The organism is Sporosarcina beigongshangi (assembly GCF_033485195.1).
Taxonomy (GTDB): domain Bacteria; phylum Bacillota; class Bacilli; order Bacillales_A; family Planococcaceae; genus Sporosarcina; species Sporosarcina beigongshangi.
This window is the reverse complement of sequence record NZ_JAWLIR010000023.1, coordinates 55121-78600: the sequence shown is the minus strand read 5'-3', so window position 1 is coordinate 78600 and position 23480 is coordinate 55121. Positions and strand designations below refer to the sequence as shown.

Sequence of the window (23480 nt, the reverse complement as noted above, 5' to 3'; positions counted from 1 at the left end):
TTCATTCCTTGGATTGTCTCAAGATCATCTTATATAAAAATAATACTGGTGCTAATAACACTGCACTCACAATGATTGCAATTTTTATTGTAAAGCCTGATGCGACAAAGCCAATTACCGGCCCTCCGCCAATTTGCCCAATAGCATCCACTTGGCCTTTCACCGAAAAGAAGGTTGCGCGTGTAGAGGAATCGGGAATAATTTTATTGAGCCAAATGTCTTCCAATGGATACATTACTTGCCTTGTTACTTGGATAATTACATAGAAAGCTAGTAAACCAATGAGATACGATGACAACGCAAAGCCTATCAATGAAATGATAATTAGTAAGCTTCCGATAAAAAGGGCGATATATATATGTCTAAGATTTTGGTGGATAACACTTTGATTCATCCAACGAAGCGCCGCAAAGGAAACGAGCACGACAATAAATTGAATTCCCCCCATTAACACAACTAATTGTTCATCCCCTAAGTTCGAAATATTGGAGACCTCTAAAAAGTGAGATACCCATAAACGATCAAAACCCTCACTGTAAAATCCAACAAACAAAGCAATAAGGAATAGTATTCTCATGATGAAACTCGCTTTAGAATGGGAAATAATTTTGCCTATGTTCCCCTTCGTACTTCCCCAGGTAGACGTTCCTTCTGCTTTATCCAATGGTTTGAAGTTTTCTTCTGTCATAAAAATAATCAAATAGACGGCTAACCCCACCATACATAGTCCACCAACGATGATTGGTAAATTAATCATAAAGTAACCCGTTAAAATACTTAATGGAATTGCGATAACTTGCCCAAGATTCCCCACCTTTGCACCTCTTATAAAGGCTAGCGAAGCACGTTCTTCTCCTATTTCATCCGCAATCCACGCTTGCCGGGATCCACTTGTAAACGTATAACCGATCCCCCACGCCACCTGGGCCAGTAGAACAGTGATAAAGAACGGGAACAACCCCTCGATTAAAAAGCCAATTCCTATTAAAAAGTAACCAATGATGATCGAAAGCTTCCGACTTTTCAAATCCGAAACGACCCCCGTTGGAATTTCAAAAAGAAAAACGGAAAGTTCTAATACAGTTCCGACTAACACAAGCTGTAGCGGACTAAGCCCGACAACCTTCACATGATATAACAAGTTTACTGTAAAGATAAACGTGAAAAATAATTGCGATAAAAAACAAGTATAAATATAGACTCGATATGGATCTTTTGTTAGTAATCTGGTCATTTCACTCCCCCTTAGATTGATTATAAGGAGATAGACAGCCAGTTTCTTGTCCATATTTGCGATAATGAAGTGTCTGTATATTTCATTTTTAAATAACAATGGTTCACATGAAACTTCATTTATTAAAAAACGGTCTGCAAGCGATATGTATTCGATACCGCTTGCAGACCCATTTGTTCCTTACCTTCGTTTACTCATTCCACTAATTGTTCCGCTGTTAGAGGCAGCTGCGTTCATATCGACAACGAACAAGACGACGGTTGTATCTTCGATTGCAGTGATTGGTGGTAAATCATCTTCCAGATCGGTCACAGCTTCTTGTTTATGAACTGTGTTATCGCCAATTTGAATCGAACCATCCAATACGTACAGAAAAGGTTTCATCCCCTCGTATTGCGGAACTTGAAGGACGTCGCCCGCTTTTGGATGCGCATCCAACACATAGCCGCTCTGTCTAACGACTAATGGTGCGTCACTTCCTTCAGGGCCGACCATCTCATACCAATCACGATTGTCCGTAGGTTTGTCATGAAATTGAATGTTTGAGGGCAAATCGGCAGTATGAGGACGGAAAAAGATTTGTAGCATTTCAACATACTCCTCTTTTACCTTTTCTTCGTGCCAAAAGCTCTTTCCGGCATTCATCATCATTAACTTGCCAGGCGCGATTGGTGCCTCGAAGCCCGCCGAATCCTTGTGATAAGAAGTACCTTCCCAGACATAGCTAAAAATTTCATCGTTCACATGCTCATGCATTTTAATCGTTAAACCTTTTTTCATAATAGCGTGGTCGATCGTACTAAGAGGTCCAAAAGCCGTATCATTCGTCTCCACATCCAAAATGTCACTTGGCTGGATCCGTGTAATGGTGAATGGTCCTCTAAAGGGTTGATAATGATTTCCTGCACGAAGTATTTGCATCAAGCCTATATCCCTCCCTCGTAGATTGAAGAAAGCGCGGAGATCCCACTCGGATTCTCCACGCTTCACGTCTAGTTACAGCTCCTGATAATCCTTCTGATACTTCCCGCCGTCTTTGACTACTGAGTGATACAACGCCTTTAAAGCGAAACTTTTTTCCAGGTCATGTTCCTTCATCACTTGTCTTAACCTTTTTGTCAGCTCCGCATCGTTCTTCACAAGCTGTTCCATCTTTGGTTTTGAATATTGCATAATTCAATCCTCCTTCACATTCATTTTATTTCTTCATTATACCACTGCTTAACGCTCATCCATCCGATTCAGATTTGCTATACTACTTTTATCAGCAGGAAATAGAGCGGAGTGACTTCATGTTTAAAACCATCGGTATACTTGCACACGTAGATGCAGGAAAAACAACATTTTCTGAACAACTTCTCTATCACACAAATAGCATTAAGCAGCGAGGACGCGTCGATCATAAGGATGCCTTCCTGGATAGTCATGCCATCGAAAGAGAGCGAGGCATTACCGTTTTCGCAGATCAAGCAGTCATCTCATACAACAATTCCACCTATACGATTATCGATACACCTGGACATGTCGACTTTTCGCCAGAGATGGAACGTGCCATTCAAGTCATGGACTATGCCATTATCATTATTAGCGCAAGCGACGGCGTCGAAGGTCATACCGAAACCGTCTGGCAGCTACTGCGTAAACACCAAGTCCCAACCTTTTTCTTCATCAATAAAATCGATCGTGAAGGAAGCGATGTAGAAAATATTTTACAAGAGATTCGCATCAATTTATCAGAAGATGTTTGCGACCTTACAACCGCCTTCCACGAAGGCATCATGCAAGAGGAGCTCATCGAATTTATCGCAGAGCGTGACGAAGCGCTGCTGGAAACCTATATGGACAATGGTTATGACGAGACGCTATGGTTCCAAACATTCAAGACGATGATCAGGGACAATAAAGTGTTCGCCTGCGCTAGTGGTTCTGCACTAAAAGACATTGGTATCATAGACTTTTTCACAAAACTCGATGCCCTAACGGAAACCTTCTACGATAACTCCAGTGAGTTTGCTGCACAAGTGTATAAAATTCGTCACGATGATAACGGCAACAAAGTAACATTCCTTAAATCAGTGAGTGGTACACTTCGCGTTCGCGAAGAGGTCCATTACGGGGAGCTGACCGAAAAAATTACCCAAATCCGCATATATAACGGCAGTAAATTCAAGGCTGTTGACCAAGTCCACGCTGGCGAGCTATTTGCAGTTACCGGCCTAACCAACGCCTCCATTGGCGACGGCATAGGTGCACTGAAAGAAAAAGTGACATTTGACCTCATTCCAACCCTAAAATCGAAAATCATTTTTGATGCATCTGTCCATGTCAAAGAAGTGCTGCGCTGCTTCAATATATTGGACGCAGAAGATCCTTCCCTGCACGTTTTTTGGGATGAATATTTTCAAGAAATTCACGTGCACGTCATGGGCATTATCCAACTCGAAGTCTTGAAGGAAATTGTCAAGGAACGATTTCAATTTACCATCTCTTTCGGCGAGCCAAAGATTCTTTACAAAGAAACAATCGACACAACCGTTAATGGCTACGGTCATTTCGAACCACTACGGCATTATGCAGAAGTCCATTTAAAAATTGAACCTGCCGAAAGAAATAGCGGCATCTCTTTCAGTAATGTCTGTCACGCCAATGACCTGTCTATCGGCCATCAAAACTTAGTCCACCATCATTTATTTGAACGCGACCATCACGGGCTATTAACCGGTTCTGCCCTCACTGACGTCAAAATTACGCTGCTGACAGGACGAGGACATAACGAGCATACTTCTGGCGGCGATTTTAGAGAAGCCACTTACCGCGCTTTACGCCAAGGATTAGAGCAAGCAAAAAACACAGTGCTCGAACCCTTCTACGATTATAAAATCAAAGTAGAATTAGATCATATTGGGCGTGTACTATCGGACATCCAACAAGCACACGGCAGCTTTGAGCCCCCTGAAACGATTGGAGACAAGATACTCGTCAAAGGAAGGGTGCCTGTTGCAACCTTCATGAACTACAGTGCCACGTTTGCCTCCTTCACTCATGGAAAAGGAACGCTAAGTCTGCAATTTGGTGGCTATGATCGTTGTCATAACGAAGAGCAAGTCATCGAAATGATTGGCTACAACAAAAATGCAGATGCTGAATACACTTCTACCTCTATTTTTTGCGCCAAGGGGAAAGGCTATCCAATCCCTTGGAATGAAGCAGAGGCGGCCATGCATTGCCTATAGAACTATATAAATTACTCAAATCTATGACATTTGCCTAAAAACCACTACAAAAGAATTATTATTATCATTCTAACTAGTAGATAAGATGCATATTAAATGTTAATATTGATGAATACCTAGGGAAAACTGATTGTTTATCCTTACTGACTTACTACAACAGAACTCTTTTTTCTTCCTTCAGCAAATATGTTTGTATTGAAAGTGAAGCGCCAGTTACAGAAGACTTTGTTCTTGATGGCGCGGTGAATAGTTTTGTTTACTATTAAGCAAGTGTTCAAATGCCTGCTGAATGAAGATAAAGCCTCCGGTGGATGTCCTAGATTTTGAATCAAGCCTACTCGATTCAAAATCTGGACACAATTACGCCGAGGCATAATTGATTTTTGTAAGTATAAAAGCATGGAGAGGAATTGTTTCATCATGTTGACGGGAATTAAAGATATGGCATCTATTCTTCGACTAGTTGGAGATAAATTCTGTCTATCTATTACAGATTCAAATGGAACCATCACATACGTAAATCAACTATTTTGCGATCTTTCACAATACAGCGAAGAAGAACTAATTGGTAAAGATTATGGACTGTTGAATCCAGACTATACAGCTGAAAAATTTGCAATTGAAATGAAGGAAGTCTTTACAAAAACTAACGTATGGCAGCAACAATATAACAGCTTCGCAAAGGACGGATCCCCTTATTGGGTGTCTGCCACAATTATCCCGATACACGGCGACGACGGGGACATTGTTCAATACGTCTCTTTAGATATCGACGTCACCGCGAAAGTCATCGGCAATGATTCCCATAAACAGACCCTTGATAGACTGCTAACAATTGAAAATGCACTTGACCAGTCTTCCGTTGTTGCTGTCACCAATCAACAAGGTGTGATTACATACGCCAATGATAACTTTTGCGAACTATCCCAGTACACAGCCGAAGAACTCATCGGGCAAACACATCGAATTGTCAATTCAGGCTTTCATCCAAAAAGCTTTTTCAAGGATTTGTGGCAAACTATCGGCAACGGGGACATTTGGAAGGGCGAAATTAAAAATCGAGCAAAGAATGGTAGAGAATACTGGGTCAATACAACGATTGTTCCTTTCTTAGGCAAGGACGGAAAACCTTATCAATATATTGCAATCCGAACAGATATTACTGCTCGAAAAGAAGCCGAACACGCTTTAGAGCTAGCCTTAAAAAATGATTTTCGCCAAACTGTTAAAAATCTTCATAATGCGATTTTCAAGTATACTTCAGCTCCAGATGGTGGTATTACCTTTACAATGCTCGAAGGAAAAACGGCCGAAAAACTTGGAGTTACAATAAAAAAATTACAGACCAACCAGCTTCAACACGTTTATACGAAAGATGAAATCGGACGGTTTCGTCATTATTTAGAGGCGGCCTTACAAGGTCAAGTGACACAATTCGAGCTACACTTTCTGAGCCAAACATTTTTAGTCTATTTATCGCCGATTTTTGAAGACGATACTATTATTGAAGTTGTCGGTACCGTCACAGACATTACAGAGCACAAAGAAGCTGAGAAACTCGCCGAGCGTTTGGCCTATTACGACCATTTGACCGGCTTACCAAATCGACTTGTTTTCCAAAAGAAAGTAAACGAAGTGCTCAAATACTCGAAAAGAAAAAATGAAACATTTGCCATTATGTTCATTGACCTAGATCATTTTAAAAACATTAATGATTCCATGGGACACTCCATTGGGGATCAGTTGCTCATCCTAGTGGGCGAAAGGCTACGGCAATGTGTACGTAAAGACGATGTTGTCGCACGACTTGGTGGTGACGAGTATGTCATTTTATTACCTTCAGCACCAGCCACTATAACAGAGGCAGTAGCTTCGAGAATTGTCGAAGAAATGTCCAATCCTTTTAACATCCAAAGTCATGAAATATTTGTCAGTTCAAGTGTAGGCATCAGCCTATTCCCGGAAGACGGTAGTGATTACGATACACTGATGAACAACGCTGATTCAGCTATGTATGTCGTGAAGGATAATGGTAAAAATAACTTCCAATTTTTCACTGAGGAATTACACCGTGAAATGGTAGAAAAAACGTCGATTGAGCTTGAATTAAGGCAAGCATTGAAAAAGAACCAATTTGAATTGTATTACCAACCGCGATTCAACATTAGTTCAGGCAAACTGATTGGACTGGAAGCACTGATTCGCTGGCAGCATCCTAAAATGGGTATCATCTCACCCGCTCGTTTTATTCCAATTGCCGAAGAGGCGGGGTTAATGGTACCGATTGGTCAATGGGTACTCGAAACCGCTTGCGCACAGTTGAAGAAATGGCATAATGGAGGTTTTCCGCAATTAGCTATGAGCGTCAATATTTCTCATAAAGAATTTAAGCAAACCATGTTTGTCACACAGTTAACAGATATATTACGAAAAACCGAGCTACCGCCTGCGTCCCTTAACTTAGATATCACGGAAAGCGCAACAACTGATAAAGTGAATTGGCAAACTACTCTTCACCAGCTCAGGGACCTTGGCGTTAGCGTCAGCATCGATGATTTTGGAACCAGTTATTTTTCTCTTGGTAATTTAACGACGTTTCCAATCACTCATCTGAAAATTGACCAAGCTATTATTCAAAAGCTAGATTCAACTAACCAAATGATTGTCAAAACGATCATCACCTTAGCCAAAAGCTTACATTTAATCGTCATCGCAGAAGGTGTTGAAACAGTCGAACAGTTACATTTGTTACAGGACTTACAATGTGATGAAGTGCAAGGCTATTTATATGCCAAGCCACTTCCTGCCGAACAAGCCAACGAATTCCTATACAAAACGCTTCAGACATAAATAATAACAGGCACAGTCCCACAGACTGTGCCTGTTATTATTCATCTACAGCCAATCGAAAAACTAAAAAACGTTCATTATCATTTTGTTCATATAAACCGGGGATCTTCACTTCCAGTAACGATACAAAAGGGGTTACCGTTTCAAGAAACTGACTATACTCGATTGTTGGGTAGTATAGGATAATATCCACTGTCCGCTTCTGTTGCTCAACCGAACGTAAAATACGGGCTATAACTTTCATAAAAATTTGAACAGAAAACGGATTGAAAAAGTAAAAATAATTGTCCGTTACTGCCACTTCATAGTCCTCTGCCAAACAGCATTCAAAGGAAATCGTCCCTCCCATTTGCTTGGACTTCCCTCGATAACTTAGCTGGTTTTCAAGTGCCTCCTGATACAATTGTGCACTCATTTCAATCCCTGTCACCGATACCTGAAAACGGTGATGCAAGTAAAATGCCAGCCGCCCTTTACCGCATCCAAAATCGACGACCCCATCTGTTCTCTTTAGTGTATAGTCACGAAATAATTCATCCAGCGCTACATAAGGCGTCGCCTCGTAACGGTTATAATGTGACGACTGATTTTGCCACTCCCGTGTGCCACTGGTTTTAATACGCAGCAAGCGATCATAGTCTTTATCGTCCATGCATACCTTCCTTTCCAATTACAACTCTAACTAAAATCCCCTCCGAAATAGAACTCAGAGGGGATCTTTCTATCCATCTAGCTAGCTTACTGTTGTAAAATATATGTCCGTAAAGCATGAGCAACCCCATCTTCATTATGATGCTTCGTTACATACGTACTCATTTCCTTCAGCTGCTCTTCCGCATTGCCCATTGCTATGCTCATTCCAGCAATTTCAAACATCGATACGTCATTATAATTATCTCCAATAGCAACCGTGTTTTCCAAAGGAATATCTAAATGATTCGCCATGAATCGTAAAGCACTCCCTTTTCCTGCATCAGGATGACCCAGTTCTAAATTGAAGATGCCTGACGAAGTAAGCGACAGGTCAATCCTTTCTGACAACACCTTACTCAGCTCAGCTAGCTTGGCTTCATTCAATGACAGCACCAACAGTTTATAAACGTCCAAATGTTCAACATTTGGCATCCCGCTGGTAGCTGTTGATAGCGTTCCATTCAAATCATATTGTTTTTCTAAATAATGGCGAAGCATTTCTCCCGCCCAGCCCGTTACTTGCTGTTTCGTCGCATGGAGAATTTCTTCTTGTAAAACTTCCTTGCCGCCGTGTCCGTTATAAATACCATTTGCAGTGTAGAGCTCATAGTGAACTCCACTATGCTCAAGTACTTCAATGACTTCCTCAACAACTCCAGTTGGAATTGAAAAACGTTGAATCTCTTGTCCTTTATAATAAGAAACCGCACCATTTCCTGTCATAATCGGACAGACAATCCCCGTCGGCTGTAGAATTCTCTCCACGTCTGGCAAGGCACGTCCAGAGGATATCGCCACGATATCTCCCTGTTTTTGCACTTCCAAAATAGCTTCTTTATTGGCCTCACTAATGATGCCGTTTTCCGATAATAATGTACCATCAAGATCAATCGCGATTAACCTCAAAACAATCAATCTCCCTTCTAATCAGTTACACCCTATTCATTATACCTTAATCCTCTAGACACGTTTTAAATTCCTTAATTCTTTCGTTAATTTGTCAAGTCATTAGGTAAATATCCCGCCCTACCTTCCCGCCCTTGTTCGACAACAAACTAGTATTCTGTTGACATTATTCTACAGCGTCATACAATAGGATTAAGGTAGTATAATATTTTTCATTGTTTTTCCCTACATTAGAGAAAAACGAATCTTCGTCTTAGGTATATATAACCTTTTTATCGTTTGAATAAAATTAAAATCCAATCATATTATTTAGGAGATGAAGTAATGTCCAAAGATACCAAAAACAAATCAAAAGGTTGGTTTAAAGGTGTTCTATCTACTCAAAATCAATCCGAGCAAAATAGTTTTGAAGAAGATATCATTGAAATTGTCGAGGACGACGTCATGATGCAAGAAGAGCCTAATCACTTGGATTCATCTAGCAATAAAGACTTATTCTCTAAAGATAATCAGGACAAAATCGCCTTGGATATGATTGTTTCTCTAGAAAATATGCTCAATGACCGACAGTTAATTTTGTATAAAAAAGAAGGTCTCGAAAATCAATTACATACGGCCAATGAAACAATTAGCCGCCTCAAACATGACCTTATGAAGAAAGAGCAGCTAGCGCATGACAAGGATAAGGAAATTCGTTTATTGGAAAGTAATCTAACAAACAAACAGATGGGTTATGATCAGCTTCTTGAAGATTATAAGGATTATCAGAGTACCTCAAATAACGACTTCCAAAAAATATCAAATCAGCTTGAAAAAGAAATAAATAAGTATAATATGCTCAATGAAGAATCTACAAACAGTCAATATCAAAGCATGTTGACAATTAGGGAGCTCGAGGAAAAAATCAGAACTTTGGAAGTAGAAAATCAAAAATACGCAGAGCAATGTGCCCAAATTCTTAGTGAGAAAAATGAATTAATGCAAACAATTAATGACTTTACAGAAAGAATGTCATTTTCCTTTTCTGCAAAGGCAACTCCATCAGATGAATAAACGGTGAGTAGCGCATGAATCACTACTTTGGAAAGGAGCAGCTCATGCAAGCCTATCAGGGAAAATTACTTGAACTAGTAGCGATTGATACTGAAGCAAGTCAACCATTTCTTCAAATTAGGCTAACATTTGAACAGGATATTGAATTACTTTGGAAAATTGACGCTGACACAGCTAACCACCTGAAGGCTGTGACGGCACTTGGACAATCTCACAAATATAGATTATCCTTCTCTAGTTTTTGGGATGCAAACCACCATCAATATGTAAGCTTTTTAACAAGAACATATCGAGACCAAAGCGAAAAAGTTTATTTCCCATGTTCAGAAGCCTATGTAAACGGACTGAACGCTATTAAATATAGTGAGCAAATTAGCCATATTCAAGCGCTCCACTTTTTAACTAGTCATTCACAGTCCATTAAACCTGTCCAACAAAAAACGATGCCAAATAGGTTATTTCGTAAATTTTCTTGGATAGCAGTCGCAACGATATTGATTACAGCCACTATTTCATATGGTCACTCTCCTATGAATAAATTAGAGGTTATTCATAATATTACTGCAAAAGCTAACGGGGCCAATAACGAAATTCCTATAGATTTAACAGTTATAGAAAAAAGTCCGTTAGTGGACCAGCAGCAAACGGCTAATAGCTCTCCTGAAGATTCTAAACCTGAGCCTGTTGTTTCTGTAAGTGAACCAATTCTCCCCACAAGTGTGCTCGATGAAGTAATTTCCTATAGTATTCAAGCAGGTACCGTCGCCCTTACTTTCGATGACGGTCCCTCAAAATATACAAAGGAAATTACAGATATACTAAAGAACTATAAAGTAGGTGGAACATTTTTCTTTATTGGTAAAAATGTCCTCAAATATCCTAATCATGTTCAATACGTTCATGCTAACGGCTATAAAATCGGCAGTCATTCTATGAACCATACTGATTTAATAAGGCTTTCTTACGAAAAACAGGAACTCGATCTTTTGCATACCAATCAATTAATTGAGGATGTTATTCAAGAAAAGGTTACACTTTTTAGACCTCCTTACGGGTCTAATAACGAAGATACTTTGCAGATCATGAACAACAACCAAGCAAAAATGGTTCTTTGGAATACAGATACACAAGATTGGAAAAGTCATAATGCCGATAAAATTATGAATGCTGTACGAACATCTAAAACTTCCGGATCCATCATTCTTCTCCATGAATCCCAAGCCGTAGTCGACGCATTGCCACAAATCATCGACTACCTACAATCCCAGGATTTACAAATCGTAAACTTACAATAAAAACATTTGCCGCTACATAGGCAAATGTTTTTTAATGATCCATTACTACTTCGCTTTTAAACCATGATTCCGTGGGAACATTCTTCGCCAACCTAGTAAAATAGCTACGCAAAGCACTACAATATAGACGTAAATTCCATAATCAAAGATGCTAGCAATTAGATGGCCGACAACAAAGATACCGACCAGTAGACCAAGTAGCAGCATTTTTGCTGTCCCTGCATCTTGGGCAAATTCAAATGACTCGGAAAAAGGATACTCCCCAGCCTTCAAAATCGTATATGTTATGAGCATTTGTACAATTCCAACCAAGAAAATTACGAATAGGTCTGGCAAAATTCTTACTGTGAAAATCCAAGTAAACACAAAGCCAAGTACTAGAAAGATAGGCACATACAATTTCACTAAAAAAGCTTTTAATGCTCCACTGTAGGCAGCAGATGGTTGTTGAATAGGCGCAGCCTTAAATAGCCAGCTTCCTTTATAGCTTCCCGAAAACTTTAGCATGTGAACAATGTTAGGGATCATCAGGTTACAAAAGTACATGAATAAAAACATATTCCCCGTCGCAATATCAGACAGCGGTCGCTCACGCAATTCATTGAAAATAAAAACGAACGGAAAAACAAGCGACATCCCAAGCGCCGGATATACCTTCAACTTAAACTCGCGCTCTTTCTTCATCATTAGCACAGCAAAACGGAAGAATACTCTTTCTTCAGCATTCCAACAGACCATTTTTGCCCACGCCTCATCCCACCAATTGCTTTTCCGCTTCCTTTTTTTCGTATCATTCATTAACTTCTCTAAATTCCGTTCAAAAGAAGGCATCAAACGAGCGTAGCTGTACATGGCGAGCAATGGAACACAGAGGGCAAGAATCGCAAAAACAAGCATATAATCGCTTACATGATGGGCTAACAGCAATTCGAACAGTGCGCCATACCAAATCGGCGGTATGAAAAAGTGCCACCAGCTAAATAGATACGTAAAATCCAAGTCAACAAACTGAAATGACCGTATAAGTATTTGGTAGCCAATAACGACACCAACCGTTAAAATAATTTGCACGTAGTTAATAATATCCTTCAGTTTTTCACCGTCAAAAAAGCGAAGGATAAACAAGTATAGTAATGAAGTAAAGACGACGACAAGCAGGATTGTTAATAGTAACTCTACTAAAAAAATAAGCGTAAAAGCTATGCCATGTTTGAAAAGACCCACGATGAGTGGAATCGTCACAAATGAGCCCGTAATGAACGCCATATAGATCATAATATGTATAATTTTAGCCGCACTAATTGTTCTTCCACTTATCGGTTTTGTTTGTAAAATATTTTTATCTCTCACATCTAGCAAGACAGACGAAAAATCGGAAATCATCGACGTTGCTAAAAAAAACATAATGATACCGAAAGCAATACTCATTTGAAAAATGTAATTCCCGTCGAGCACCATAAATGGAATAAGCATAAGCCCATACAAGCCATAGATCCACAGTGATTTCAGAAATTGATTGCCATCCTTCTTTTTCCTAGCATCATTAAAAATCGTTGGTACCCTTCGCTCATCCATCGTCAGTTTGATGCGCAAGATTTTGTCCATCGCTTCGTAATCAATACCTAGCCTCTTACATACAGATTTAAATAACGCTAGAAATTTCAATGATTGAAAGTCACGCATATGTCTGCTCCTCTTGTACAATCGATACGAATTTCCCCGCCCTGTTTTTATGATCAGTAAAGCCCGTCAATTGATTGAAGATCTCAGCAAGCGTTCCCTCTTCACTCATTTCTTGTAACTCCTCAAAGCTACCATCTGCAACCACTTCACCTTCCACAAGTAGGACGATGCGATTACTAATTTTCTCGACGAGATCCATAATATGTGATGAGTAAAAAATAGTCTTTCCTTTTGCAGCAAGCTGCACCAAAATCTCTTGAATCACCATCATACTATTTGCATCTAGCCCACTTAACGGCTCATCCCAAAATAATAAGTCCGGATCATGCAGTAAGCTCGAAATGATTAAAACTTTTTGTTTCATCCCTTTTGAAAATGAGGATAGGCGCGTGTTTCTGACATCGCTTAAGTCAAATTCTTTCATAAGCCTTGTCGCTTTTTCTTCCGCATGTTCTCGACTCATCCCGTACAGCTCCGCAACAAAGACTAAATACTCAATTGCCGTCAAATTATCGTACGCTTCTGCATTTTCTGGAACGTATCCAATTTTCCGTTTATATGAAGGGTCCCCCGAAGCAATATCCTGTCCAAAAATCTCCACTTTCCCTTGGTAAGTATCAATTAGCCCAAGCATAATTTTAACCGTCGTACTCTTCCCAGCACCATTAGGGCCAATATAACCAATGATTTGCCCTTTAAAAACCTCCAAATTAATGCCATTTAATACGCGTTTCCCTCCATAATCCATCGTCACATTTTCAAGCGATAATACCCTTTCAGTAGCTGACTCCATACACTCACCCCTCCTCTATAATTATGTTATTATTCTAACATTTATTTACGGAAAAGGTGATGAATTTCCTTTTTCATTAGAAAAGTGGTAATGGTCACCGCCTTGCCACTTCCAGCCTATAAAAAGTCAAAATCGCTTGCTCTCTAAAATCTCCACAAATCGCGTAGAAGCTTGTGATAGAGGCACCGTTCTTAGAAAGCAGACACCAATACTTCTCTTGGGAATTTCTTCGAGCAATTGAACTTCAGATAACAGACCACTCTCCAAGTACTCTTTGGAGAACTCTTTTGTCACACAAGCAATGCCCAAATTAATTTTGGCAAACTCCAATAATAAGTCATGTGAACCCAATTCAAATTCTGGTGAAAACTGTATGCCACGTGCTGTCATAAAGTCCTCTACATATTTTCTTGAATTGGATTGTGGTTCAAGAAATATTAACGGTAATTTTACTAATTCATCCAAGCTCAGTGGCTTTGCTAGTATCTTTTTAAATTTCTCACCATAAACAAACGTATCTTGAACGTCAAAACAAGGTCTGACTTCCAACGTCGGATCGTCAATAGGTAGGTTGCAAATGGCAATATCTACTTCTCCTGATTTCAGCTTTGCACAGAGCTCCGCCGTTGTTCCATTAACAATTTTGAATTTAATGTTCGGGTAGCCATTATGAAAAAACTCTAAAAAGGGTAGTAAAAAATACCTTGAAATCGTATCACCTACACCGATTTTAAGTTCGCCTGCCGTTAAATTTTTAAACTCCAAAATCTTTTCTTCACCAACACGCAATAAATTAATGGCTGAATTGGCATACTCAAATAAAAGGCTTCCTTCATTTGTTAAAGATACGCCTCTTGGCGTCCGGTTAAAAAGACGTGTATCCAATTCTTTTTCCAACTGCATAATGGACTGACTGACGGCTGGTTGCGTCATATACAATTCTTTTGCCGCCTTGGAAAAGCTTTTATTGACCGCGACCTGACAAAAAACTTTATATAAATCTAGTTTACTTACCACATAAGCACCCCTTATACCCATCATTCGATATATTAATTTTACTTATACCATTAGTGTGATGTATATTACAAGTAGATAGTTAGATAATGATAATATCCGCCGGGGCTTGCCTTCGGTAAATAGACTTTATAATTATGAGGAGCGATTCTATTGGGAAGAGTAGTTGGAACAGTTGCGAGAGGTCTCCGTTGCCCGATTATCAATCAAGGGGATAATATCGAGGATATCGTTGTAGAGAGCGTATTAAAAGCTTCGGAAGTTGAAGGCTTTCAAATTAATGATAAAGATATCGTTTCGATTACAGAATCTATCGTTGCCCGCGCACAAGGGAACTATGCAACCATCGATCATATTGCCAAAGATATTCACGCTAAATTTGGAGACGACACAATCGGTGTCATTTTCCCAATTCTAAGCCGCAATCGTTTTGCAAACTGTCTTCGCGGTATTGCCAAAGGTGCCAAGAAAATTGTCATCATGCTGAGCTATCCTTCTGACGAAGTCGGTAACCATCTAATCAGCCTGGATCTTCTCGACGAAAAAGGCATTAACCCATGGACGGATGTGCTCACAGAGCAAGAATTCCGCCAACATTTTGGCTACCAAAAGCACACGTTCACAGGCGTCGATTATATTGACTACTACAAATCATTAGCTGCAGAATTCGGTGTTGAATGTGAGATTATCTTCTCTCAAAAACCAAAAACAATTTTACAATATACGAAGAACGTTTTAACATGTGACATTCACACACGTTTCCGTACAAAGCGTATTCTGGAAGAAAACGGTGCTGAAAAAGTGTACACGCTAGATGATATTTTAGCTGAATCTGTGGACGGTAGCGGCTATAACGAAGAATACGGTCTACTTGGTTCAAACAAATCAACGGATGACGGCGTGAAGCTTTTCCCACGTGACTGCCAACCAGTTGTCGACAATATTCAACGCATGCTACTTGAGAAAACAGGTAAAGTAGTCGAAGTAATGGTCTATGGAGACGGCGCATTCAAAGACCCTGTCGGCAAGATTTGGGAGCTAGCTGATCCAGTCGTTTCTCCTGCTTATACACCTGGACTTGCTGGTAAGCCAAACGAGGTAAAATTAAAATATTTGGCAGACAACAACTTTGCAGATTTACGTGGGGATGAGTTAAACAAAGCAATCTCCGCATTCATCAACAACAAAGATGAGGACCTTACGGGTTCAATGGAAGCACAAGGGACAACGCCACGTAAATTAACAGATCTTATCGGTTCTCTTTCTGACTTGACGTCAGGTAGTGGAGATAAAGGTACACCGATTGTCTTTATCCAAGGTTATTTTGATAACTTTACGAAATAAAATAAATGAAAACTATACCAGGCAATCGAAATCTACATAATTCGATTGCCTGGTATTTTTTATTTTTCAATTGAGCATTGACATTTCTTTTTCTAAGTTATATGGTTAATTACATAAGTAACTAACCAACATGGTGGTGAAGAAGTGAAAAACTTGATTGATGATGGTCGACCTATTTTCATTCAAATTGCAGAACGGATTGAGGATGACATTATTGAAAATAGCCTGCCGGAAGAATCGCAAGTACCCTCAACCAATCAGTTCGCTGCATTTTATAAAATCAATCCTGCTACTGCTGCGAAAGGTGTAAATCTATTGGTAGATGAAGGAATTTTATATAAGAAGCGAGGGATTGGAATGTTTGTGGCAGAAGGGGCGCGTGCAAAAGTAAAAGAAAAGCGTAAAGAGCAATTTTTCGAACAGTATGTAGTCACGATGATTCAGGAAGCGGAGAAGCTTGGAATTACAGCGGACCAGTTAACGGATATGATCCGGAGAGGAGATAACAAACGATGAACAAAGTGATTGAAGTTAAACAGCTTACAAAATCATATGGGCAGTTTAAAGCTTTACAGGACACCAGTTTCTCCATCCATGCAAATAAAATCTACGGACTTCTTGGTAGAAACGGTGCAGGAAAAACAACAATGATGAAAATGATTACAGCTCAAATTTTTCCGACTAGTGGTGATTTGAATGTATTTGGAGAAGATCCCTATGAAAATGCCAACGTTCTTAGCCAAATATGTTTTATTAAAGAAAGCCAACAGTACCCTGACTATTATAGTATTCTTGATATTTTGGAAGTCTCTAAATCCATTTTTCCAAATTGGGATGCCGACCTGTCTAGCTCACTAGTCGATGATTTCAATTTACCTTTGAAACGAAGAATTAAAAAGCTGTCGCGTGGAATGCTTTCAGCAGTCGGAATTGTGGTAGGTCTCGCAAGTCGGGCACCACTAACTATTTTTGATGAACCATATTTGGGGCTCGATGCAGTTTCAAGAGGGTTATTTTACGACCGATTAATGGAGGATTATTCAGAGCATCCTCGAACCATCATCTTATCCACCCATTTAATTGACGAGGTAAGTAACTTGCTGGAGCATGTTTTAGTTATTGACAATGGCAAGCTAATCATTGATAAAGATGCGGAGGAACTGCGTGGGAGAGCATTTACAGTCACAGGGCAAGCTTTGAAGGTGGAAGCATTCCTCCAAGGGAAAGAAACTGTGCATCGTGAGCCATTCGGCGGTTTGCTTTCAGCTACTGTCATTCATAGCGGGGATAGTTCAGATCGACAACAGGCGGAAGCAAGTGGACTTGAAATTTCTCCTGTATCTTTGCAGCAACTCGTCGTTCATTTGACAAATGGCAAAAAAGGAGTGTTTGTATAATGAATCGAATTTCCGGTGTCTTAACCCTTCATTATCGGGATAAATGGTCCTGGGTTTATATTCCTGCTATAATTCTATTCTCTAGTTTCGCTGTGAATCTCCTTGTTGGTTTCCTAGTACCAAGTCCAGAAGCCATTTATACAGGCGGAGTCTCATCCATTTTTATTTATCTTTTTGTAGCAGGAATTATCGTAGTGGCAAAAACGTTTCCTTTTGCAGTCGGAATGTCAATTAGAAGAGTCGACTATTTTATCGGGACTGTAGCGATTGGAACAATTTCCAGCTTCGTATTCACCTTACTGATTTTTTCAATGGGACAGTTAGAAAACCAGTTGAATGGTTGGGGAAATAGGCTCCACTTTTTCTATTTCCCCTATTTAAATGATGGTACGTTAGTAGAACAGTTTGGTATGTACATGATCCTATTTCTTCATTTATTCTTCCTTGGCTTTTTAATAGCAAGCTTTGCGAAACGTTTTGGGCGCAAGGGGATGTTCATTTCATTAATGGCTTTCCTGCTAATTGGAAGTATCGTAGTTTACCTCATACATTTTTTTGAACTTTGGAGTAATATCTTCAGTTGGTTTGTAGACAAAACAGCTGTACAAATTTCCTTCTGGCTTTTGCCTTTTGTACTGTTCTATCTACTTGCTTCGTTCCTACTGCTGCGGAGAGTAAGCGTATAAATAAAATGCCGAGTACCCGAATGATTCAACATTCGATGAGTACTTGGCATTTTGATTTATTATTCTTGTAAAAAATCCAACAATTTTTCTTCGTCCAATGGCCTGCTATAGTAATAGCCTTGCACGGTGTCGACATTCATATTACGTAAAATCTGGAGCTGCGCCTCTTCTTCTACACCCTCTGCAACAATATGAAAGCCCAAACTTTGTCCCAGCGTAATAATTGTTTGCAAGATGGCTTGTACAATCGGATCTTCTTCAATTTGATGGATGAAGGAACGATCTACTTTGACGCAGTCAATCGGCATCAGACGCAAATAATTCAAGGAAGAATAGCCTGTTCCAAAATCATCCAAGGCAATGTGGATACCCAATCGCTTTAACTCTTCCAACTTCTGGATTGTTTCCTCTTGATAATTAATGATGACGGACTCTGTTATTTCAATTTCAAGGAAGGACGGTTCAACATCATAATAGGCTAGCTTCTTTTGTACTTTTTGAACAAAATCCGCTTCACGCAATTGAAGTGCACTGACATTTACCGCCACACGCTGTATCGTAACATCCTCCTTGGCAAGCCGTTTGATCATTTGTAAACTCGCATCTAATACCCAATCACCAATCGTAATAATTTGACCTGTACTTTCTGCTAAAGGAATAAATTCCGCAGGCGAAACCATTCCTAGCTCTGGATGCTTCCATCGAATGAGCGCCTCAACACCAGTCGTCTCCCCACTACTAATATCGAGCTGCGGTTGATAGTGAAGGAAAAACTCTTCGTTCAACAGCGCTTGTCTCAAACCATCTTTCAGCTTGAGCTCCTTTTCAATTTGGCCTTTCATATCATTATTAAAGAAAGAAATACAGTTACGACCTTGTTCTTTTGCATGATAAAGAGCCGTGTCAGCATCTATGAGCAGTTCCCCTATCGTTTTTGCATCAGTAGGGTACAAGGACACACCCATAGAGGCTGTAATGTAGACATGCTGCCCGAATAATAAGAACGGATTCATGAATGATTCGTGAATTCTTTGTAAGACATTATCAAAATAGTCTACATCCTCTTTTTCAGCCCGCATGATTAATACAAATTCGTCTCCACCGAAGCGTCCAAAAAAACTAGTCTTCGGTAACATTTCGCCTATTCTTTTTCCTACCTCAATCAGCAACTCATCTCCGTACACATGCCCTTTTGAATCATTAACATGTTTGAATTGGTCCAAGTCGAGAAAAGTGACGGCCATCATTTCTTTATCGGTATTCATTTCGTCAAGCCACTGTTGCATTGTTTTTTCAATTGAATTCCGATTGGCTAAACTCGTTAGTGAATCATAGCTTGCTTGATAATCCAATTCTTCCACTTGATTTTTAATTTGCTGCGCCATTTGTTCGACGGCATGTGCAATTTCACCGACTTCATCTTTCCGCTTCATGCCCATTTTTATGCTAAGATCTCCATCTTTTATTTTATTAATTTGGCGAACAATGAAGGGAATGTCTTTCAATAAGTAATGCAAAACAAATGATAAAGTTGTTAACAAAACAAGGATAGCAATAGTCCAAGAAATAAATATCGACCTTTCGTATTTTGTAAGGGGGGCTAACACCACTTCTTCAGGTATATACACAGCAATTTTCCATCCTAGTTCATCCAGTTGACGAACCGAAGCGAAATGGATGCCCTCATCTGTTTGAAGTCGTAATATCTCTTCCTCTTTTAGAGGTATATCCCGAATCGTTTTCCAGATTTCCCCTGGATCGTATAAAATATCTCCTTGATCAGAAACTAAGGCTACTTTTTGTCCATCCGTCTCGAGTGGTTCTAATAAGTCTGCTAGACCATCCAGATGAATGTCTACACCTAGATAACCTAATTGTTCTTTTTCTACTATGACTGGATACGTTATACTGATCGTTAATTGATTTGTTGTATAGTCAATATAAGGTGAAGAAAATGCGAGCCCTTCATTTTCCAAAGCTTTTTTAAACCAAGGACGCTCTTCGATAAAATATAATGCATCCGTAACATAATCATCATTCGCAACGTAATAGCTATTCTTCGTATGAGCAAGCCAAACCATATTAACATCTTCATTGTTTTCTTTTGCTTGCACTAATGCTTTTTGGATCCAATCATAGTCTTTATTGGAACGAACATTTTCTCTTTTTTCATTAGTACTCATAAAGCTTTCGATGACTGGAATAGATGCAAGTTGATGAACAATTTCACCTTTTTGTTCAAATACAGAAGAAACAGCATCTTTTACATTATCATTTTTTATAGCGAGCTCCCGTTCAACTTGGTCGATCAAAATAGCTTTCGTCATAGAGTGAGAATAGAAAGCAATCGTCAACATCGTTGACAACACAACGACAAGCATCGCAATAACAACTTTACCGTTTATCCCCAATTTCATAGACTCTCCTCCACCCTATTTCCAATATCTCTTTTGACCTATCTATTATATATTCTCATTGTATCTACTTTTTTCCTGCTTATTCGGTAAATTTATCAGAAATATGTCGAATTTGATAAATAAATGACTAAAACATTTTGAGGTGTTTTGTTTTTGAACAATCTATCCAACAGAAAACAGATGATAGACACTTAAATGATTGAAGTTTTGATAAGTGAATCAATTTCATAATTGAACAATCAACAATAAAATCCGAACAAGGTTGATTTCCGCTTCAGTCGGACGCTTTCCGCGGGCACGGCTTCAGCCAATCGAACAGCGTAGGGTTCGATTTGCCGTATTTCTGCGTTCTTTGCGGAAATTAAGGCATCTGCCCTCCTGCTCTCAACGCTTCGCTTTTGTTCGCAAAAGCCGTTCTTCGTGACGGCTTTCGCAGGAGTCGCCGCCTTACGCTACAATCAACGAGAGTACAATATCATATTGACGAACACTAGAATGAATTAGCAAATAATTATTCATCTTTTACCAGAAACAAGGAATTATGAAATTGACTCAAGTGGCCAACATCTTTTTTATTTTCCGTGTAACACTATGACACCCCAGGACGTTTTTATTAGTATAAGCAGCTTGGTTAAGAGAGAAGGTGAAAGCCAATGCCCCAAATGAATAGGAAAGACATGCCTACAAAGTCTGTAGAAGAAATATGTCATGCAACATGGAAGCCTTTATACCGCTTCATTTATTACAAAGTACAAAATCATGAGGAAGCAGAAGAAATCACACAGGAAACCTTTGTAAAAGCTATCCCTTATTTACGTAAGGGCAAGATTCACCCTGACAAATATAGTGGATTTTTAAAAACAGTCGCATTAAATGTTCTTCGCGATAGATGGCGAAAGAAAAAACGCAGAGGGATAAGCGTCGATATTGAGACCATTCATCCTGAGGAAAGTGCTGTAGGTGACGCTACAGAAATGAGCGTTGAACGCCTTGTCATCGAAAAAGCACTCTCACAACTTCAAAAAGAACAACAGACGGTCATTGAATTGAGAATAATCAAGGGATATTCGGTAGCAGAAACCGCCAAAATTATGGATAAAACAGAAGTAAATATTCGTGTGATGCAGCACCGGGCATTGCAATCGCTTGCCAAGATTCTTAAAACAGTTAACTAGAGAAGGGGGTACGAGTTATGTCTAAGCATGAACAACAACTATCCGAGTATATTGATCGTTTGAATACAGAACAAAAACCGATAGACCATGACACCATTTCGGAATCTGTTGAAATCGAGGAACTGTACTCCACAGTCCAACGCATCCGAAGTCTAAAAGAGCCCGCGGAACCTAATTCTGATTATGAAAAAATGCTTGTTCAACAAGTAGAGAACGAATTATCACGCCAGAAACGGTTACCCCGGAAAAAAGGAATGCTCTTTACTGGTATTGCCAGTATTGCTGCCATTTTAGCCATACTATTTAACATGTTTTCTCCCTTTACTAACAGTGATATTGTGAATGCCATGGAAGTAGCTTTCGATGACGTAAAAGCTTACCACGGATTTCTTGAAATTATCGCAACGAATGCGAACGAGGAGTCTACAATGCAAGCGAAGTTGGAGGTATGGGCGAATAGAGATGGACATTACGTTGTCAAAGGTTTAGAAGGAATCAATCAAGACATCGTTACCGGTAACAACGGAAAAACGAAGTGGCAGGTCAATCCAAATGAAAAACAGGTTCATCGATTCCCAGCGTTCCCGGACACTTATCATTTTGCATTTGAACTTGGCCATGAAGTTAAAGCAGTGACAAATGCTTTATCTACAAAAGTGATTGGAGATGATACCGTCATAGGTAGAAAAGCTTCAATTGTAGAAGTAACACCTCAAGGTGGGCAGCCTTATCGAATATGGATTGATAAGGAAACAAAGCTTCCGTTACAAAAACAAACAGCCATGCACAACGCATTACAATACACAATTACTTTCACAGACATCGATTTCAATGAGACGATTCCTGAAGAACTTTTGTCCTATCAAGTTCCGAAAGGCTACCAAGAGGTGGAAACATCACCTGAACAAATCGTCAATAGCCTAAATGAAATCCCGTCGGCTATTGGATACATTCCAGAAATGCCAAAAACGATTTCCGAAGGATACGACCAAAATTATATGACGATTATCCCTAATCAAGGTCTTGTTAAGATTTACTACACCTCACAACACAACGACAACAAGATTGTCTTCATACAAGGTCAGGCTGTCAGTCCATTTACACCTGTTCGAACCGCTACTCTTGGCAAGGTAAATGGCAAGGTAGCCGAAATACAGTCCCCTATTTATGAGGATGTAGGGATTTTAGGTGGCGGCGGTCTGTATGCAGGCATGACAGATGTCAGTTCGATTCGTTGGCAGCAGAATGGCTTTGAATACGTTGTCATTGGCAATGCTGCTTTGGAAGAACACGCGGCATTTGTAAATAGTCTAACGAGTGATGCATTTGAAATGCCATCAACTACTGCCGATTCAGGAACTACACCACAATTTGACGTTCCATATGACATGACCATAGAGGAAAATACGCAAAAAAGCGTCGATGCTGGAAGTTCGCCTTGGAGATTAGATCCTGTTGCCGTAGCGCAAGTTTTTGTCAGTCTTCAAATTTCTCCCGATGGAATTGTAGGCGACTACCCCATTGATTTACAGGATTTTAACGTCCTGACACAAAGCGATGCAGAGGTAGTTTTAGAAGTAAGTAGCGATCAAACACCGATTACGACTATCTATCTAAAGCGACTTATCCGTCCCGATTCTACCGGAATATGGACTGTTGTTGGATATGATTGAAATAGTGATGCCAGGCACTCGAGGAGTACCTGGC

At 39.7% G+C, this 23480-nt stretch carries 19 protein-coding genes; 10 read left to right on the top strand and 9 right to left on the bottom strand.

The window, feature by feature from the left end; genetic code table 11:
• Window position 1: 1 nt before the first annotated feature.
• From R2B77_RS11710 to R2B77_RS11700, 3 genes are all read right to left on the bottom strand, one after another.
• Window positions 2-1234: an MFS transporter gene (locus R2B77_RS11710; RefSeq protein WP_203248331.1), complete on the bottom strand. Its 1233-nt coding sequence runs from the start codon at window positions 1232-1234 to the stop codon at window positions 2-4.
• A gap of 180 nt (window positions 1235-1414) precedes the next feature.
• A complete protein-coding gene (locus tag R2B77_RS11705) occupies window positions 1415-2155 on the bottom strand; it encodes a pirin family protein (RefSeq protein ID WP_232843494.1) in 741 nt (246 codons plus the stop codon).
• A 75-nt stretch (window positions 2156-2230) separates the two neighbouring features.
• Window positions 2231-2407 carry a hypothetical protein gene (locus R2B77_RS11700; protein WP_203248329.1) on the bottom strand — a complete coding sequence of 59 codons (177 nt, stop codon included), beginning with the start codon at window positions 2405-2407 and terminating at the stop codon, window positions 2231-2233.
• 119 nt (window positions 2408-2526) lie between these two features.
• On the opposite strand from R2B77_RS11700, the gene R2B77_RS11695 reads away from it, so the two are divergent.
• Together R2B77_RS11695 and R2B77_RS11690 are read left to right on the top strand one after the other, a co-directional pair.
• Window positions 2527-4467, top strand: a complete 1941-nt coding sequence (locus R2B77_RS11695) for a GTP-binding protein (RefSeq protein WP_203248328.1) — start codon at window positions 2527-2529, stop codon at window positions 4465-4467.
• A gap of 420 nt (window positions 4468-4887) precedes the next feature.
• A complete protein-coding gene (locus R2B77_RS11690) occupies window positions 4888-7317 on the top strand; it encodes a sensor domain-containing protein (protein WP_203248327.1) in 2430 nt (809 codons plus the stop codon).
• 37 nt (window positions 7318-7354) lie between these two features.
• On the opposite strand, the gene R2B77_RS11685 is transcribed toward R2B77_RS11690, so the two are convergent.
• Complete coding sequence (locus tag R2B77_RS11685; protein WP_203248326.1) at window positions 7355-7969, bottom strand: class I SAM-dependent methyltransferase; 615 nt, start codon at window positions 7967-7969, stop codon at window positions 7355-7357.
• A gap of 86 nt (window positions 7970-8055) precedes the next feature.
• Entirely contained in the window at window positions 8056-8916 is an 861-nt protein-coding gene (locus tag R2B77_RS11680) for a Cof-type HAD-IIB family hydrolase (RefSeq protein WP_203248325.1), read from the bottom strand.
• 324 nt (window positions 8917-9240) lie between these two features.
• Here R2B77_RS11680 and R2B77_RS11675 point away from each other — a divergent pair, with 324 nt between their 5' ends.
• Together R2B77_RS11675 and R2B77_RS11670 are read left to right on the top strand one after the other, a co-directional pair.
• The gene (locus R2B77_RS11675) at window positions 9241-9969 is read left to right on the top strand and encodes a hypothetical protein (RefSeq protein ID WP_203248324.1); all 729 of its coding nucleotides are present in this window, start codon (window positions 9241-9243) and stop codon (window positions 9967-9969) included.
• Window positions 9970-9983: 14 nt separating this feature from the next.
• Complete coding sequence (locus tag R2B77_RS11670; RefSeq protein ID WP_203248323.1) at window positions 9984-11264, top strand: polysaccharide deacetylase family protein; 1281 nt, start codon at window positions 9984-9986, stop codon at window positions 11262-11264.
• A gap of 45 nt (window positions 11265-11309) precedes the next feature.
• Here R2B77_RS11670 and R2B77_RS11665 read toward each other — a convergent pair whose 3' ends face one another.
• The 3 genes from R2B77_RS11665 to R2B77_RS11655 all read right to left on the bottom strand — a co-directional run bounded on the left by R2B77_RS11665 (window position 11310) and on the right by R2B77_RS11655 (window position 14757).
• Window positions 11310-12947, bottom strand: coding sequence for a hypothetical protein (locus R2B77_RS11665; protein WP_203248322.1), 1638 nt, complete (start codon window positions 12945-12947; stop codon window positions 11310-11312).
• Entirely contained in the window at window positions 12940-13740 is an 801-nt protein-coding gene (locus R2B77_RS11660; RefSeq protein WP_203248321.1) for an ABC transporter ATP-binding protein, read from the bottom strand. Before R2B77_RS11660 ends, R2B77_RS11665 begins: the two co-directional genes overlap by 8 nt.
• A gap of 126 nt (window positions 13741-13866) precedes the next feature.
• Window positions 13867-14757, bottom strand: a complete 891-nt coding sequence (locus R2B77_RS11655; protein ID WP_203248320.1) for a LysR family transcriptional regulator — start codon at window positions 14755-14757, stop codon at window positions 13867-13869.
• Window positions 14758-14907: 150 nt separating this feature from the next.
• Here R2B77_RS11655 and R2B77_RS11650 point away from each other — a divergent pair, with 150 nt between their 5' ends.
• The 4 genes from R2B77_RS11650 (at window position 14908) to R2B77_RS11635 (ending at window position 18181) form a co-directional block, all read left to right on the top strand.
• Window positions 14908-16098 (top strand): coenzyme F420-0:L-glutamate ligase, encoded by a 1191-nt coding sequence (locus tag R2B77_RS11650; protein WP_203248319.1) that lies wholly within the window; start codon window positions 14908-14910, stop codon window positions 16096-16098.
• 144 nt (window positions 16099-16242) lie between these two features.
• Entirely contained in the window at window positions 16243-16614 is a 372-nt protein-coding gene (locus tag R2B77_RS11645) for a GntR family transcriptional regulator (protein ID WP_322555698.1), read from the top strand.
• A complete protein-coding gene (locus tag R2B77_RS11640) occupies window positions 16611-17495 on the top strand; it encodes an ABC transporter ATP-binding protein (RefSeq protein ID WP_203248318.1) in 885 nt (294 codons plus the stop codon). Before R2B77_RS11645 ends, R2B77_RS11640 begins: the two co-directional genes overlap by 4 nt.
• On the top strand, window positions 17495-18181 hold the full coding sequence (locus tag R2B77_RS11635; protein WP_203248317.1) for a hypothetical protein: 687 nt from the start codon (window positions 17495-17497) through the stop codon (window positions 18179-18181). The genes R2B77_RS11640 and R2B77_RS11635 overlap by 1 nt, the downstream gene beginning before the upstream one ends.
• A 59-nt stretch (window positions 18182-18240) precedes the next feature.
• Here R2B77_RS11635 and R2B77_RS11630 read toward each other — a convergent pair whose 3' ends face one another.
• On the bottom strand, window positions 18241-20598 hold the full coding sequence (locus tag R2B77_RS11630; protein ID WP_203248316.1) for a bifunctional diguanylate cyclase/phosphodiesterase: 2358 nt from the start codon (window positions 20596-20598) through the stop codon (window positions 18241-18243).
• Between the two features lie 653 nt (window positions 20599-21251).
• Between R2B77_RS11630 and R2B77_RS11625 the strand changes: the two genes are divergently transcribed.
• Entirely contained in the window at window positions 21252-21773 is a 522-nt protein-coding gene (locus R2B77_RS11625) for an RNA polymerase sigma factor (protein WP_203248315.1), read from the top strand.
• 17 nt (window positions 21774-21790) lie between these two features.
• Window positions 21791-23446: a LolA family protein gene (locus R2B77_RS11620; protein WP_203248314.1), complete on the top strand. Its 1656-nt coding sequence runs from the start codon at window positions 21791-21793 to the stop codon at window positions 23444-23446.
• Window positions 23447-23480: the final 34 nt, after the last annotated feature.

Excerpts from the sequence above, each read along its gene's own strand:
- R2B77_RS11710 (WP_203248331.1), bottom strand. The coding sequence starts at position 1,234 with ATGACCAGATTACTAACAAAAGATCCATATCGAGTCTATATTTATACT.
- R2B77_RS11705 (WP_232843494.1), bottom strand. The coding sequence starts at position 2,155 with ATGCAAATACTTCGTGCAGGAAATCATTATCAACCCTTTAGAGGACCA.
- R2B77_RS11700 (WP_203248329.1), bottom strand. The coding sequence starts at position 2,407 with ATGCAATATTCAAAACCAAAGATGGAACAGCTTGTGAAGAACGATGCG.
- R2B77_RS11695 (WP_203248328.1), top strand. The coding sequence starts at position 2,527 with ATGTTTAAAACCATCGGTATACTTGCACACGTAGATGCAGGAAAAACA.
- R2B77_RS11690 (WP_203248327.1), top strand. The coding sequence starts at position 4,888 with ATGTTGACGGGAATTAAAGATATGGCATCTATTCTTCGACTAGTTGGA.
- R2B77_RS11685 (WP_203248326.1), bottom strand. The coding sequence starts at position 7,969 with ATGGACGATAAAGACTATGATCGCTTGCTGCGTATTAAAACCAGTGGC.
- R2B77_RS11675 (WP_203248324.1), top strand. The coding sequence starts at position 9,241 with ATGTCCAAAGATACCAAAAACAAATCAAAAGGTTGGTTTAAAGGTGTT.
- R2B77_RS11670 (WP_203248323.1), top strand. The coding sequence starts at position 9,984 with ATGAATCACTACTTTGGAAAGGAGCAGCTCATGCAAGCCTATCAGGGA.
- R2B77_RS11665 (WP_203248322.1), bottom strand. The coding sequence starts at position 12,947 with ATGCGTGACTTTCAATCATTGAAATTTCTAGCGTTATTTAAATCTGTA.
- R2B77_RS11660 (WP_203248321.1), bottom strand. The coding sequence starts at position 13,740 with ATGGAGTCAGCTACTGAAAGGGTATTATCGCTTGAAAATGTGACGATG.
- R2B77_RS11640 (WP_203248318.1), top strand. The coding sequence starts at position 16,611 with ATGAACAAAGTGATTGAAGTTAAACAGCTTACAAAATCATATGGGCAG.
- R2B77_RS11635 (WP_203248317.1), top strand. The coding sequence starts at position 17,495 with ATGAATCGAATTTCCGGTGTCTTAACCCTTCATTATCGGGATAAATGG.
- R2B77_RS11630 (WP_203248316.1), bottom strand. The coding sequence starts at position 20,598 with ATGAAATTGGGGATAAACGGTAAAGTTGTTATTGCGATGCTTGTCGTT.
- R2B77_RS11625 (WP_203248315.1), top strand. The coding sequence starts at position 21,252 with ATGCCCCAAATGAATAGGAAAGACATGCCTACAAAGTCTGTAGAAGAA.
- R2B77_RS11620 (WP_203248314.1), top strand. The coding sequence starts at position 21,791 with ATGTCTAAGCATGAACAACAACTATCCGAGTATATTGATCGTTTGAAT.